10 protein-coding genes are annotated in these 14,313 nt (G+C 43.9%); 5 read left to right on the top strand and 5 right to left on the bottom strand.

Annotated elements, in window-relative coordinates:
* Positions 1-41 precede the first annotated feature (41 nt).
* From ldpA to VB740_RS26655, 4 genes are all read left to right on the top strand, one after another.
* A complete protein-coding gene (gene ldpA / locus VB740_RS26670) occupies positions 42-1,199 on the top strand; it encodes a circadian clock protein LdpA (RefSeq protein WP_323202869.1) in 1,158 nt (385 codons plus the stop codon).
* An 85-nt stretch (positions 1,200-1,284) separates the two neighbouring features.
* Positions 1,285-3,018: a R3H domain-containing nucleic acid-binding protein gene (locus VB740_RS26665; RefSeq protein ID WP_323202868.1), complete on the top strand. Its 1,734-nt coding sequence runs from the start codon at positions 1,285-1,287 to the stop codon at positions 3,016-3,018.
* A gap of 214 nt (positions 3,019-3,232) precedes the next feature.
* Positions 3,233-3,841, top strand: coding sequence for a hypothetical protein (locus VB740_RS26660; RefSeq protein ID WP_323202867.1), 609 nt, complete (start codon positions 3,233-3,235; stop codon positions 3,839-3,841).
* A 25-nt stretch (positions 3,842-3,866) separates the two neighbouring features.
* A complete protein-coding gene (locus VB740_RS26655; protein ID WP_323202866.1) occupies positions 3,867-4,622 on the top strand; it encodes a hypothetical protein in 756 nt (251 codons plus the stop codon).
* Between the two features lie 719 nt (positions 4,623-5,341).
* On the opposite strand, the gene VB740_RS26650 is transcribed toward VB740_RS26655, so the two are convergent.
* On the bottom strand, positions 5,342-9,574 hold the full coding sequence (locus tag VB740_RS26650; protein ID WP_323202865.1) for a chemotaxis protein CheB: 4,233 nt from the start codon (positions 9,572-9,574) through the stop codon (positions 5,342-5,344).
* A 282-nt stretch (positions 9,575-9,856) separates the two neighbouring features.
* Positions 9,857-10,054, bottom strand: coding sequence for a hypothetical protein (locus VB740_RS26645; RefSeq protein WP_323202864.1), 198 nt, complete (start codon positions 10,052-10,054; stop codon positions 9,857-9,859).
* Between the two features lie 47 nt (positions 10,055-10,101).
* Here VB740_RS26645 and VB740_RS26640 point away from each other — a divergent pair, with 47 nt between their 5' ends.
* A complete protein-coding gene (locus VB740_RS26640; RefSeq protein ID WP_323202863.1) occupies positions 10,102-10,329 on the top strand; it encodes a hypothetical protein in 228 nt (75 codons plus the stop codon).
* A 288-nt stretch (positions 10,330-10,617) separates the two neighbouring features.
* Here the strand turns inward: VB740_RS26640 and VB740_RS26635 are convergent, their stop codons facing one another.
* The 3 genes from VB740_RS26635 to uxaC all read right to left on the bottom strand — a co-directional run.
* The gene (locus VB740_RS26635) at positions 10,618-11,883 is read right to left on the bottom strand and encodes a lactate racemase domain-containing protein (RefSeq protein WP_323202862.1); all 1,266 of its coding nucleotides are present in this window, start codon (positions 11,881-11,883) and stop codon (positions 10,618-10,620) included.
* Between the two features lie 2 nt (positions 11,884-11,885).
* Complete coding sequence (locus tag VB740_RS26630; RefSeq protein WP_323202861.1) at positions 11,886-12,722, bottom strand: SDR family oxidoreductase; 837 nt, start codon at positions 12,720-12,722, stop codon at positions 11,886-11,888.
* 380 nt (positions 12,723-13,102) lie between these two features.
* On the bottom strand, positions 13,103-14,313 hold a 1,211-nt coding region (gene uxaC / locus VB740_RS26625), incomplete at its 5' end, for a glucuronate isomerase (RefSeq protein WP_323202860.1).

Raw genomic sequence — 14,313 nt, 5'->3', positions numbered from 1 at the left:
ACAGACTACTATTTTGAGTCGCATAAACGCATAATAGAAGTGTGACTGATCTGTTCGTCCCTTTACAATCTCTCAAACAAGGTGACTGGTTCAAGCTCATCTGCGGAGCTAGCTTCCAGCATTTGCCGGCAGTCAGAAGTTTAACGTTAGCCTATACTTTGGCGGGCGCTGACTGCATAGATGTTGCAGCTGATCCAGCGGTGATTGCAGCAGCACAAGCAGGGCTACAAGTAGCCAAAACTCTGGCTAGGGATGCCCAAAAGCGAGGCTTTGACTACCAAGGTAACTCACCCTTTTTGATGGTCAGTCTCAACGATGGAGAAGACCCTCATTTTCGGAAAGCAGAATTTAACCCTACTGAGTGTCCTAAAGATTGCCCTCGACCCTGTGAACGGATTTGTCCGGCACAAGCAATTGTGTTTAACAATCCAAAAGAAGACTTTTCGGGAGTAATATCGCAAAAGTGCTATGGCTGCGGTCGTTGTATACCAGTTTGTCCATATAATATAATTAATACAAGTTCATATATGTCAACGCCGGGAGCGATCGCGCCATTGGTAATGTCAACGGGAGTAGATGCCGTAGAAATCCATACGAAAGTCGGGCGTTTGGCAGAATTTGAGCAATTATGGCAGGCAATTTCACCGTGGGCCGATCAATTAAAAGTACTAGCTATCAGCTGTCCCGATGGCGAGGGGATGACTGACTACCTAAGAGCAATATATGACCTGATTGCCCCACTCAAGAGTGCTTTAATTTGGCAAACCGACGGCCGCCCCATGAGCGGTGATATTGGCGATGGTACTACTTTAGCGGCGGTGAAATTAGGGCAAAAAGTCTTGGCAGCTAAGTTACCGGGATATGTGCAGTTAGCAGGCGGCACTAATAGCTATACCGTTGCTAAGTTGAAAGCAATGGGACTGCTGAAGAGAGCAGGGGGAGCAGGGGGAGCAGGGGGAGCAACAACCTCCTCATCTCCCTCATCCCCCTCATCCCCTCCATCCATTTCTGGGGTCGCCTACGGTAGCTACGCCCGTGTACTGCTGTCACCAATTCTCGAACAGTTAGAGAATAAGGAGGTAAGTAACATTAATATGAAGGCGAATCTTAGTCTAGAAGAAGATGATACATTACTTTGGCAAGCTGTAGAACTTGCCCATTCTCTCGTTTCTCAGATCAAATCACAGCAGGAGCGCTAATCGCTCGTTCTTTGGAAATTATCCAGGGCGGTTTCTCCTGTATGCAAATGTCCTCGCTATCTCTAAAAACGTCACCATAGAAAGCATGACGATTACAGACGATCTCCAAAAGTTATTAGACATTTTGCCCCAAGACCTGCGACAAGTACTAGAGAGTCATCCCAAACGAGATAGTTTAGTAGAAGTGGTCTTGGATTTGGGTCGTCGCCCAGAAGCTCGCTTTCCTAATCAAGCTGAGTATTTGAGCGAAGTACCCGTTACTCAAGAACAGATAGATGATTGCATTCAACGAGTCGGAATCTTTGGCGGAGATAATCGGGCAGGAATTGAGCAAACTTTGCATCGGATCAGCGCCATCCGCAACCGCACGGGTAAGATTATTGGCTTGACCTGTCGCGTTGGTCGAGCGGTATTCGGAACCATTGGCATGATCCGCGATTTGGTAGAAACTGGTAAATCGATTCTCATGCTGGGGCGTCCAGGCGTGGGCAAAACTACTGCCTTACGGGAAATTGCCCGGGTTTTGGCGGATGATTTGCATAAGCGAGTGGTGATTATTGACACCTCCAACGAAATCGCTGGGGATGGTGATGTTGCCCACCCCGCCATTGGTCGCGCTCGGCGGATGCAAGTAGCTCATCCAAATGAACAGCATCAGGTGATGATTGAGGCAGTGGAAAACCACATGCCAGAAGTTATCGTCATTGATGAAATTGGCACAGAACTGGAAGCTTTGGCAGCTCGTACCATTGCGGAACGGGGTGTACAGTTGGTAGGTACTGCCCACGGAAATCAGATCGAAAACCTGATTAAAAACCCCACCCTGGCTGATTTAGTTGGGGGTATCCAAGCTGTGACACTGGGAGACGATGAAGCCAGACGCCGAGGCTCTCAAAAAACTGTTTTGGAGCGTAAAGCCCCTCCTACCTTTGAAATTGCTGTGGAAATGTTGGAACGCCAACGTTGGACAGTACACGAAAGTGTTGCTGATACGGTAGATAATTTGCTGCGGGGGCGTCAGCCTACTCCACAAACTAGAACCGTAGATGACCAGGGTAAAATCGCTGTTACAAGGCAGTTAGCTGTTGTCAATGGTCGTGGTGGACAGCTAGGGACAGTGGAGGAATCTTTCCCACCAGCGCGACCATCTAATGGCTGGCGTTCATCTGGACAAATGGTAGCATTGCCGCAATTGCCTGTAGAAAGGGTGACTGGACGCAGTGAGTTTGATCGTTTGCTGGATGAATCCTTCAATTATTCTGAGAGCATCGATTTGGATGCTACTACCAGACAGCCAGGGCCCAATGGTGAAGATTTGCCATTGCACGTTTACCCTTATGGCGTTAGCCGCCATCAACTAGAACAGGTAATTAGTGTACTAACTTTGCCCGTGGTATTGACAAAAGATATAGATAGTGCTGATGCGATTTTAGCACTGCGATCGCACGTCAAAAACCACGCCAAATTACGGCAAATGGCCAAAGCCCGTCATGTGCCCATCCACGTGATTAAGTCCAGCACCATTCCCCAAATTACCCGTGGCTTGCGACGGTTGCTGAACATGGACGACCCGGAAACGGCCGATGACCTAGAATTGCAACTGTTTTTGCACAATGGTAGCGATGATGAGATGGATGCTCTTGAAGAAGCCAGACTTGCTGTTGAGCAAATTGTGATTCCTAAAGGACAGCCAGTCGAATTATTGCCGCGTTCTTCCCAAGTCCGCAAAATGCAACATGAGTTGGTAGAACATTATCGCCTCAAGTCGCATAGTTTTGGTGAAGAACCAAATCGAAGATTGCGGATTTATCCGGCGTAACCTCACCCCAACCCCTCTTCGCATTGCGGAGAGGGGATGTCAGCCCCTTTGGGGAAGTCAAAAGTCAAAAGTCAAAAATTTATCAAGCCCATAAATAAATTTAGTTGCTCTGTAACAAGGACGCCGTAAATATGCGCGGTGCGTCTCAAAATACATTTTTTATTTTTCCATAAATAAATTTACTTGTTTCTTTCTGGTCGCTAGGAGACACTTGATGTCCTATAGAGAGTTTTCGTTAAGAAAAGTAAAACAAGATTTTAATCTTACCTTAGTAGAAGGTGGGCGATTTTTACCTCCTATAGAACCAATCTTACCTAGTCCTTTGTTGGCTGAATTTTTAGCAGAAAGTATCCAGCTAGCAATTGCAATGGGTTCTGAGAAAGCTAGATCAGAATTGATTATTAGCCCAATCTTGTTTGAAGTCCGAAAAATTCTTAACAGACAAATCAGTTTCTTTTCTGGAGAAGAATTTAATGTTGATCCAGAAGTGGGATTGGCGGGATTTTGTGACTTTCTGATTAGCGCTTCGCCAGAACAGTTATTTATTGAAGCTCCAGCAGTGGTGATTGTAGAAGCCAAAAAGGAAAATCTTAAAGGTGGTTTGGGACAGTGTATCGCAGAAATGATCGCCGCCCAAAAGTTTAATGCCAAATACGAAAAACCGATTGCTACTATCTACGGTAGTGTTACTAGTGGCAACCTGTGGACATTCCTCAAGTTAGAGGATAGCACTGTAACTATTGATTTAACTGAGTACTTAATTCCGCCAGTCGAACAAGTCTTAGGTACTTTAGTGTGGATGATTCGGTCACAATCAACTTAAGGTTGGGTTTCGCTTCTGATTACTGTTGAGTGCGATTGGTGATTTGCTAGCCCAACGCAAACCAGAACTTGCCATTATTTTTTACAAACAAGCTGTGAATGTCACAGAAAACATTCGTCGAGACTTACGAGATCTTTCCCGCGAACATCAAAAATCCTATACACAAACCGTAGCAAATACTTATCGCAGTTTGGCTAACCTTTTACTCTCCCAAGGACGAGTTCTCGAAGCCCAACAAGTCTTGGAACTATTAAAAATCCAAGAATTACGCGATTTTACCCGCAATACCAGAGTAGGAGACGAAGCCACAGGCATTGCCTTAGCCCGTATTGAAGAAGACATCCTCAATAAATTTGGCACACTGATCGCCTTTGGTGCGAAAGTTTACGAATGTGAACAGCAAAAATGTAACAAACTAAGCCAACTGCGCGACCAACTCGATGCCCTAACCACAAAATTCAATCAGGATTCTAACGCCTTTCGGAAAACCCTACAAGATAGACTAGCTAGCGACCCCGCCCTCCTCGAACCCACCCAAATGAGCAGTACTGCCGCCAAAATCGTTACGGTTGAACGAGGCACTGTATTAATTTATCCTCTGGTCTTAAAAGACAAAATCCGTATCCTTTTGGCGGCTAGGGCAGGAGAAGAAGGAGTAGTTTTCCGCAGTTTTGAAACACCTGTCAGTCAAGAGCAACTCTGGAAAACTGTTGCTCAGTTTAGAACCCAACTATCCAGTTCTAGCGATCTGGTTGCGGTGAAAGCCACCAGTCAAGATTAATTACCCTAAGCAAGCGTTGGAACATTATAGCCAAGCAAGAGTAGGCTATATTTTCCTTGGGGATTCAGGACATGCAGATGCTCTCCAACGCCGGATAGAAAAACTCAAAAAAACGGCAGTTAATTCAGCAAATATAAAAAATTAGGTTGGTTTTCAATTGTACAAACTTGGTAAGTTTGACTAAATGCCAAGATTAACACCAGAACAGTTAAACGAGGTTGCCAAGGCATTGAATTATTCAACTGGTGAACTTTGAGAATCTGAACCAGATGATAGTGATGGGAAGGAATTTTCTATTGTAGATATCGAGTGAGTGCGATCGCGCTTTATCTTCTCAGCCAAAAGCTCAATTGCCTGACACAGATGAGTACTTAATACTTATGTGACAGTTTCCAACTTTATTATTTGCAGCGAAGGCGAGATAGAAGACAAATTGGATTATAGTTTCCAACTTCATTTTTTCAAGCCTGTTCGATATCAAACGGAAAATTAGGGCTTTTAGCCACTCTGAGTATCCAACTATATTCTTGTTGTACATAGGTTATACATAAACAATAAAGTTTTTAATTGAGAATACATTCGTTAGAATCGAAAGCCCTCATGTAGAGACGCGATAAATTGCCTTCTCTACAGAGAATATACTCGTTAATTATTCTCCTTGACAGACTACTATTTCCGACTTGTAAGGTTTGTAATACTTGGAGTCAAAGTCAGGCTAATTACGAATTATCTTTGCCTCGTCCACTCAATTTTGCAATCATCAATACTAATTGAGTCAGATCAATCGGTTTAGCCAAATGCATTTGGAAACCAGCATCAATTATCTTTTGCCGCTCTTGCTCGGTGGCATAGGCAGTGATTGCTGCTGCTGGAATTTGTCCCCCAGCTTCAACCTCAAGCTCTCTAATCTGGCGAATCAGGGAGTAACCATCCTCCTCTGGCATCCCAATATCTGCTAGAAGCACATCATATTTGCTAGGAGATTCAGTTAGAGCCGCGATCGCTTCTTTTGCCGATATAACAACTACTACTTCAGCCCCGAAGTTTTCTAACATCGACTTTATGAAGTCGCGGCTATCCGTTTCATCATCTACAGCCAAGATGCATAACCCTTCAAGGGTAACGGATGGAGTCTTACCATTTAATGTATCAAGAGTCCCTGACAAAACGCTCGGCTCTAAATTAGTTGGTGCAGTAATCTTGGGTGGCATTGAGCGCAGAGGCAGCCTGACAGTGATCGTGGTTCCTTTTCGCTCGCCTAGACTCTGTGCTTGAACTGTTCCACCGTGAAGTTCTACAAGATGACGAACGATTGACAAGCCTAATCCAAGTCCCTGACTTGTTTTGCTGCTGCTGGAATCTCCTTGGCGGAAGCGATCAAAAATATAAGGCAGCAAGTCTGCCTGGATGCCAATTCCTGTGTCGCTGACTTGAATTTGGGCGTGAGTATCTACAGCTTGGAGGATGATTCCCACTCGCCCACTGGCTGGAGTGAACTTAATCGCGTTAGAAAGCAAATTCCACAGAACTTGCTGTAAGCGATCAAAATCTCCGACAATTATCGCCGAGTTCAAGTTTGAAACAATTACAATGCTTTTCGCCTCTGCGGACAATTGAATAGACTCTATTGCGGCATTCACTACTGAAACTAGATCAATGAGATAAGTTTTTAAATGAAGCTTTCCACTCGTAATCCGTGAGACATCAAGCATATCATCGATTAACTTAGCTTGCACATTAGCACTCCGCTCCACCACATCCCAGGCATGAGTGACTGTTGCTTGATCTAAATTGCGGGTACGGAAAAATTGCGCCCAGCCCAGTATAGTATTAAGTGGATTACGAAGTTCATGGGAGAGGTTTGACAGGAATTCATCTTTGGTTCGGTTGGCGATTTGGGCCTGTTGACGGGCTGACTGCTCCTGTGCTAGAAGTTGCGATCGCTCTAACTCAAACTGCTTGCGATCGGTAATATCTTCAATTGCTAGCAAAATCCTTTCAGCCTCTCCCTGCTGAACAATTTTCCAAGCATTAAGCAGCATGGTTTTCTGCCCAATCTGCTCAAAACGATGCTCTACCTCTAAGTTTTGAATAGTGGTATTCTTGGCAAGAATGTCTTCTAAGAGCGGTTGTAGTCCAGGCAGGTTCCACTGACCGTTCCCTAGTTCAAAAAACAGAGATTGCGCTGTCTGTAATGGTGAAACTCCAAATGTTTCATAAAACGAGCGATTGGCTTTGTTCACCCGGAAATCAGAATCAAGCACAATTAACGGCACTTGTACCGTCTCCACAATCGCTTCAGCGTAATTCCGGGCTTGTTCTAACGTTGCTGCACTGCGTTTAAGAACATCAATATCTATTAACACCAACACTATGCCGTCAATCTGGTTTTCTGTAGTGCGATAAGGGCGGATGCGGAGATTGTACCAATGTCCCTCCAGAGTTTTGACTTCTAATTCTTTGATGCTGAGTGTGTCAAGAACCTCCAAAATTAGAGGTTCTAAATTCGGAATATCAATATTCGCTCTGATATCGCTCAAAGGTCGTCCAGCATCGGCGGGAATTAAATTGAAAAGCCGCTGCGCCATTGGCGTAAAACGTCGAATCCGTAAGTCATTTGTCAATATCAAAATTGGAATATTGATACTGCCAAGCAAATTTGTGAGATCGTTATTAACTTGGTGTAATTCTAGATTTCGAGAGCGAAGTTCTTCATTAGTTGTGTTGAGTTCTTCGTTGGTTGCCTGAATCTCTTCTTTAGCAGTTTCTAGCTCCTCATTGGTGCTTTGCAATTCTTCATTGCTAGACAGGATTTCTTCATTAGCAACTTTCAGGTCTTGATTGATGTGCTCCTGCTCTTGGATCACCGCTTGCAGATATTCTTGAGTGGCAGCCCGCTCTTGGATGGCGGTTGCGAGTTGCTGCCTGAGCCGAACAATCTCCCGCTCTAAGTCTCCCTGCTCTACGCTTTCAAGATTTACCATGCTGAGGTTGCTAAGACTGGGTGAGGCTTCTTCAAACAAAACCAGAAAGTAGAATTCTTCGTTAGTCGAAGGCTTGAATGGAATTACCTCAATATTGATGATTTTTTCTAGATTGCCAACTTCAATCCGTAACCCATCCTTTCTAACTAGAATTTTTTGCCGTTGTGCCTGATAAATTGTGGCGCGTAGCTCGATGAGCAAACCCTCGCGCACCATTTTGAATAAGTTAATACTTGGTTTCCCCGGTACAAGTTTTAGGTAGAGATCGATTTGTCCCCGAAATTGCAGCACATCCATCTTGTCGTTGATCACCACACCCACTGGGGCATAGCGAGTCAAAATCAGTTGGTCAGTTTTTCTCTCTAAGTCAAACTCATTTAATGGATTCTCAAACACTCTTTTAGGTTCGTCCAGTTTGACTATCGGATAGTTGCTGGTAACGAACGAAAGAATTGGACGAATTGCGGTTAGTTTCTTGGCATAAATTTTATACTTTCTGTCAATTAGAGTAAACAAATCCGAATATTTACCTGTGCCTTCTGAAGTTCCTAGCAGCAGAAAGCCAGTCTGGTTAAGACTGTAATGAAAAATGGGCAATATCCGTTTTTGCAACGTTTCGTCAAAGTAAATCAGTACATTCCGGCAGCTAATTAAATCTAAGTTAGAAAAAGGGGGGTCGCGGCCCAAGTCTTGTCGGGCAAATACACACAGTTCGCGGACAGTTTTGCTAATTTGATACCCACCGCCTTCAATGGCATTAAAGAATCTGCGGCGGCGCTCTAGTGAGACTTGCACCATTTGATTCTCTGCATAAATACCAGACCTTGCTTTGTCAATCGCTATCTCGCTGATATCTGTAGCAAAAATCTGGATTGGTGGCGGGGTTACTTTATCTGACAAAAACTCCAGCAAAGAGATAGCGATCGAATACACTTCTTCGCCTGTCGAACACCCAGCTACCCAAATCCGAATCGGCATTGCCGATTTGTTTTGGATGATAGTGGGAAAGACTCGCTCTTTCAAGAGTTGAAATGCTTTGGGGTCGCGGAAAAAATAGGTGACGTGGATCAGAATTTCTTCATAGAGCGCCTTGACTTCACTCGGATTCTTTTGCAAATACTGGGCATAATCCTCCAAGCGTTTTAGTTTATACAACAGCATCCGGCGCTGGATTCGGCGATCAAGGGTGTTGGGCTTGTAGTGGCTAAAGTCAACTCCAGTTGTTGATCGTAGTAACACTAATATAGTCGCCAGGGCATCTCCCTGTTCGGGAAATTTCTCAATTGCGATCGCTGGCAATGAATCAGAAATAAAAGGATTGCGACTGAGGTTTGCCAGTTCCTCGGCAATTTTTTGAGGCGGTAGCACAAAATCAACATTCCCTGTGGCAACAGCAGTATTGGGCATACTATCGAATTTTGCCGTGTCTTCACACTGAGCAAAAGTCACGCCTCCAACTGCCTTAATTGCTTTGAGTCCCAGTGAACCGTCTGAATTCGCTCCAGATAAAACTACTGCGATCGCTTTGTGTCCCCGATCTGCTGCCAATGAAGTAAAAAACGCATCAGCAGGCATATATTTCCCCTGAACTTTCTCTCGCGGCATCAGTTGCAACACCCCACCAGACAACATCATCTTGGTATTAGGCGGAATGATATAGACCTGGTTGGGTTCTACAATCACACCGTTTTGCACTTCATTAACGGGCATTGTAGTTATTCTTGCTAAAATCTCGCTCAATAGACTCTTATGGTTAGGGTCTAAGTGTTGAATCAGCACAAATGCCATCCCTGTATCGGTAAGCAAATGTTTGAGTAACTGCGTAAATGCTTCTAATCCACCGGCAGAGGCGGCAATGCCAACAATGGGAAATAAAGCATCTGTATTGTCAAGCTGTTCTACCTCGAATGCTTCATTAGCGTCAAATTCAGATACAACAGGTTGCTCAGAGGATTGATCAGATATCATAAGAGAAAGTCTAGCACCGCAATGATTTTGCGGAGCACGTTTATATTTTAAGTCAGTTTATTTACTTGCGTTTTATTTAAAAATAGTTTGAGTATAAATTAAAGAACTTAAGGTTTACTAGATAGATTAAGCTCTCAAATCACACCTATTTCTTTATTTCTTAAATTATTTGCCTGGTGCGATAATAAGGCAATAGACAAGAAGCCCCTTTGAGTTCTACTGAAGAATTTTTTCAAAAATAAAATATAAGCTTTATATATCTAAGATATTAGTTAGATATACTTAGCATGAAGATGAATTAGGATTATTAACAATTGCTAAAATGCCAAGTATAGTAACGAAATTATCAATAAATACGGGTTTAGCAAAGCATAGATTAAACCTAGCTAAAAGTGCATGTTGATACATATCTTTTGTTACAGTGCTTGTTAGAGCGATCGCTGGTACTACTTTGCCTTGCTCTCCCGTAAGTGTTCTCACTTGGTGAATCAGAGCATAGCCATCCTCATTTAGCGAGGAAATATCACTTGATTTGTTCAGAACACGAAGGCTTTCGTTCAGAACACGAAGGCTTTCGTCCAGAACACGAAGGCTTTCGTCCAGAACACGAAGGCTTTCGTCCAGAACATGAGGGCTTTCGTCCAGAACACGAAGGCTTTCGTTCAGAACACGAGGGCTTTCGTCCAGAACACGAAGGCTTTCGTTCAGAACATGAGGGCTTTCGTTCAGAACACAAGTCTTTTTTGAGCTTCTGAGGTAATGAAACAGCTTTGCTTTTCAAGAGAGGTTGTAAGGATTAAAAGTCTGTGGAGCCACTTCACTCTAAAAGGCTACGGTGTACACACAAGTCACCAGTTTTATCCCAATACGCTTGGGATAAGCCAGAAATCCCTCATGTAGAGATGCGATTTATCGCGTCTAAAACACTGACACGTTAGAGAGACGCGATAAATCGCCGTCTCTACAAAGAATGAATTCGTCAATTATTCCTTGACAGACTACTATTTCCGACTTAAAATCTGTGCCATCTCTAAATCAACGGCTTACTTATCACTGGCAAGACGGTATAGTATCTCGCCAGCTTTTGGTACAAGCAAGATACCTTCATCCTCACGGTTAGCCCATTCTGTGGGTCTAATGGTAGCTGGGTCACGATAGTTCAAGTTATGAGCAGCACAGCGTTCAGCAGAAATACCAGTCGCTAGAGTGACGCGAATCCGCGCTTGTTCTCCTTCTATGGAATCAAACGAACCCATACCTTTTAAGTGAGTACTATGGGCCAATACTCCACCGGGATAGGCTTGAAATTTATCCCACTGTTTGAGGAAGTAATCCCGCACATGATAACCAATTTGAGACAGGATTTCGCCGTGTGTATAGCTAAACTCGGTAATGTGAGGCGCATATATAATTACTTCGCCTCCGTCAGCCACTACTGGCTCTAGCTTGTACATTCCTTTAGCTGCTGTCCAAATGTCGTCATACATTTGGGGCATTACTGAAAGCACTTGTTTAAAAGGCTGATCTACATATTTAATATGTAATTTAGCCGATAATTTTGCAGCAGCTTCCCAGGCTGACTCTGGTTTATCTATATAGAGTCCAGCTAGTTGATTCGTTTTGGGTGCAACCACCATTGCCAAGCAAAGCTTTGGGGTAGAAATCAGGTTAGCGGCTCGGTTAATCAAGCGCCGAACTGGTGTTATTCCCGATGTCCCAATAATTTCGTAACAGGTGATTAAAGCACCTAACCAGTGTGATACATCAATTACTTCCTGACCACCGATGCCAGGAAAAAAGTATTTATTTCCACCAGAGAAGCCGACAACTTCGTGGGGAAAGACCGGGCCGCAAATCATTATTAAATCGTATTCTGCTACAAGCTTGTTAACACGGACTTCAACTGCTTGATGTAGCATCCCCCGACTGATCTCTGCTATCTCATCTGCCGAAATTATTCCACAAGAAATAAAAGTACCCGGCTCATTCCAAAGGTGGTTAAAGATGCGAACTTTTTTAAAGGTTGTCTCTCGCTCTTTTGATGTCACCCCTACTAGGTGATTGATTTGTTCCTGGCTCATCGGATTATGTGTACCCAGAGCGATCAAAAAATCTAGAGCCGCTACCCTCTTACTCAACTCCTGATGAAGCAATCGAAACATTTGAGGAATGGGAGCAGTGCGGGTGCCATCTGGAATTAATACTAAAATGCGCTGTCCATCCAACTTAGGGTCTGCCAAAGCTTGATGAACTAGCTCGGAAATTTGCTCATCTGAAAGTGTCCCGTTAGTTACAGCCAGTGAATACATAATTAAACTCCACTGTAGATACTAAACCCACCATCTACTGGCACAACTACGCCGTTGACGAAACTAGAGCCAGAACTGCATAACCAGATTAAGGTGCTGAGTAATTCATCCGGTTTACCAAAACGTCCGGCGGGGGTATGGTCGATAATTTTTTGTCCGCGCACGGTCAAACTGCCATCTGCATTGAGGAGTAAATCTCGATTTTGTTCTCCAATAAAAAAACCTGGTGCGATCGCATTTACTCGCAGCCCATCTCCATATTTTTGGGCAAGTTCTACCGCTAACCAACGAGTAAAGTTATCTATCCCCGCTTTAGCCGCTGAGTAGCCAACCACGCGGCTGATCACCCGAATTGCAGACATAGAAGAAATATTCACAATACAACCGTAGGGCTGATTTCTTTCTACCATCGCTTGACCAAAGACTTGGCTGGGTAGTAGAGTACCGAGTAAGTTGAGGCTAACTACTTCCTCAAAAGCTGAGTGTGGCATATCAAAAATAGTGGCATCAGGGGTAATTGTGGCAGCAGGAATATTACCGCCGGCCATGTTTACCAAGATGTCTATCTGATCCCAACGCTGTATAATAGCTTCCCTAGCGATTTCTAATTGGGAGCGATCGCTAACATCTGCCAGTACAGCCATTCCTTCCCCACCGTTAGCAGTAATCTCAGTCACCACCGCATCCACTCGTGCTTCATTGCGACCCAGAACGACTACTCGCGCTCCAGCAAGGGCCAAACCCCGTGCCATAGACCCACCAAGCACACCAGAACCGCCTGTGATGACTGCTACCTGGTCTTTTAGGCTAAAAAGTTTATCTAAAATATAGTCTGACATCTTATTTCAATTCGTAATTCGTAATTCGTAATTCGTAATTAAAAAAATCAATATTAGGACTAGCCCTTGCAAGGTGGGTAAAAAGTTTGGTTAATAAATTCCTGTTTGAGCTATTTACTTTGTGTCCTCTATGCCTCTGTGGTTAAATAAATTACTTTTAAACCGCAGAGGCACAGAAAACACAGAGAAAAAACAATCTTATTTTATGAGTCACGTTGAAAGAGCTAATTCTAATAGCTTAATTTGGGAGAATTAGTATTAGTCCCAATACTACTCGGATTTTGCATTTTGAACCCAAAGTTTGGTCTTGGGAAAGGGTTAAGGGTTTTTTATTTCCCTTTTCCCCTTCCCCTTTCCCCCTTAACCAACAAGTATTGGTATTAGTCCAATTTGTAAGCAACCTTAGCAAGGTCGTAAGCTAAAGCGCGGGCTATATCATACCCTTCCTCTTCCTCAACCAATCCTCGTGTTACCAATCCAGCTAACCAATTACAAGCTACCCGCCGCCAGACTGTATGACGAGCCGGAATAGAAACGAAAGCGCGGGTATCATCATTAAACCCAGCAGTATTATAAAGTCCAGCAGTTTCCATTACCTGATTAAAGTAGCGTTCCATGCCATTTACGCTGTCATGAAACCACCAAGGCGGGCCAAGCAATATAGTGGGATAGTGACCGGCTAGGGGAGCCAATTCTCGGCTGTAAGTACTTTCATCCATGCCAAAAAGAATTAAGCTAAAGCGCCGATCATTTCCATAGGCTGACAACAACGGACGCAGATTTTGAGTCCATTCTATTTTTAGCGGAATATCAGCACCTTTATCAGAGCCAAATGCCTCAAATAGAACCGGATTATGGTTACGCATAACACCACAATGCATTTGCATCACTAAGCCATCTTCCACACTCATCCGAGCCATTTCCATGAACATATGACCAGTAAAATTCTCGACATCACCTGGATTCAGCTTGCCGATTAATGCTCTAGCAAAAATAGCTTCTGCTTCTTGGTCAGAAAGGCGTGTGGTATAAGGTGTAGCTGCACTTTGATCGGTAGCTGTTGCACCCATTTTTTTAAAGAATGCCCGACGTTCTTCTAAGGCTTTTATAAAAGTGGCGTAAGTGCTAATTTCTCGACCGATAGTGCTTTCCAATTTGGTAAGATTTTCACACCAACCAGGAGCATCTAAGTTAACTACTGCATCTGGTCGAAAAGTTGGTCTGATTTGAGTCCAACCTTCTTCGTGGAGCGATCGCTGGTTCTCTAGGGTATCACTGGCGGCATCGGTAGTACAAAGCACTTCGATGTTGAAGCGTTTAAATAAAGCACGAGGGGAAAACTCAGGCAAAGCTAACAGACGTTCCAAGTAATCATAGATATGTCCGGCATTACGAGAGTTTAAAGGTTCATCTACGCCAAAGACGTTAGTTAGTTCGTCTTTAAGCCACAACCCGGACGGAGTACCTTGGAATAGATAAAAATGTTCGGCGAACAATTGCCAGATTTTGCGATGGTCGGTTTCTGCTGGTGCATCACTAGTGGTCTGGCAACCCAAAAATGCTAGGTGAGGTCTGGGGAAAGGGTAAAGGG

It is taken from the genome of Nostoc sp. UHCC 0251, from assembly GCF_034932245.1.
GTDB lineage: Bacteria > Cyanobacteriota > Cyanobacteriia > Cyanobacteriales > Nostocaceae > Nostoc.
This window is presented reverse-complemented; position numbering and strand designations above follow the sequence as displayed.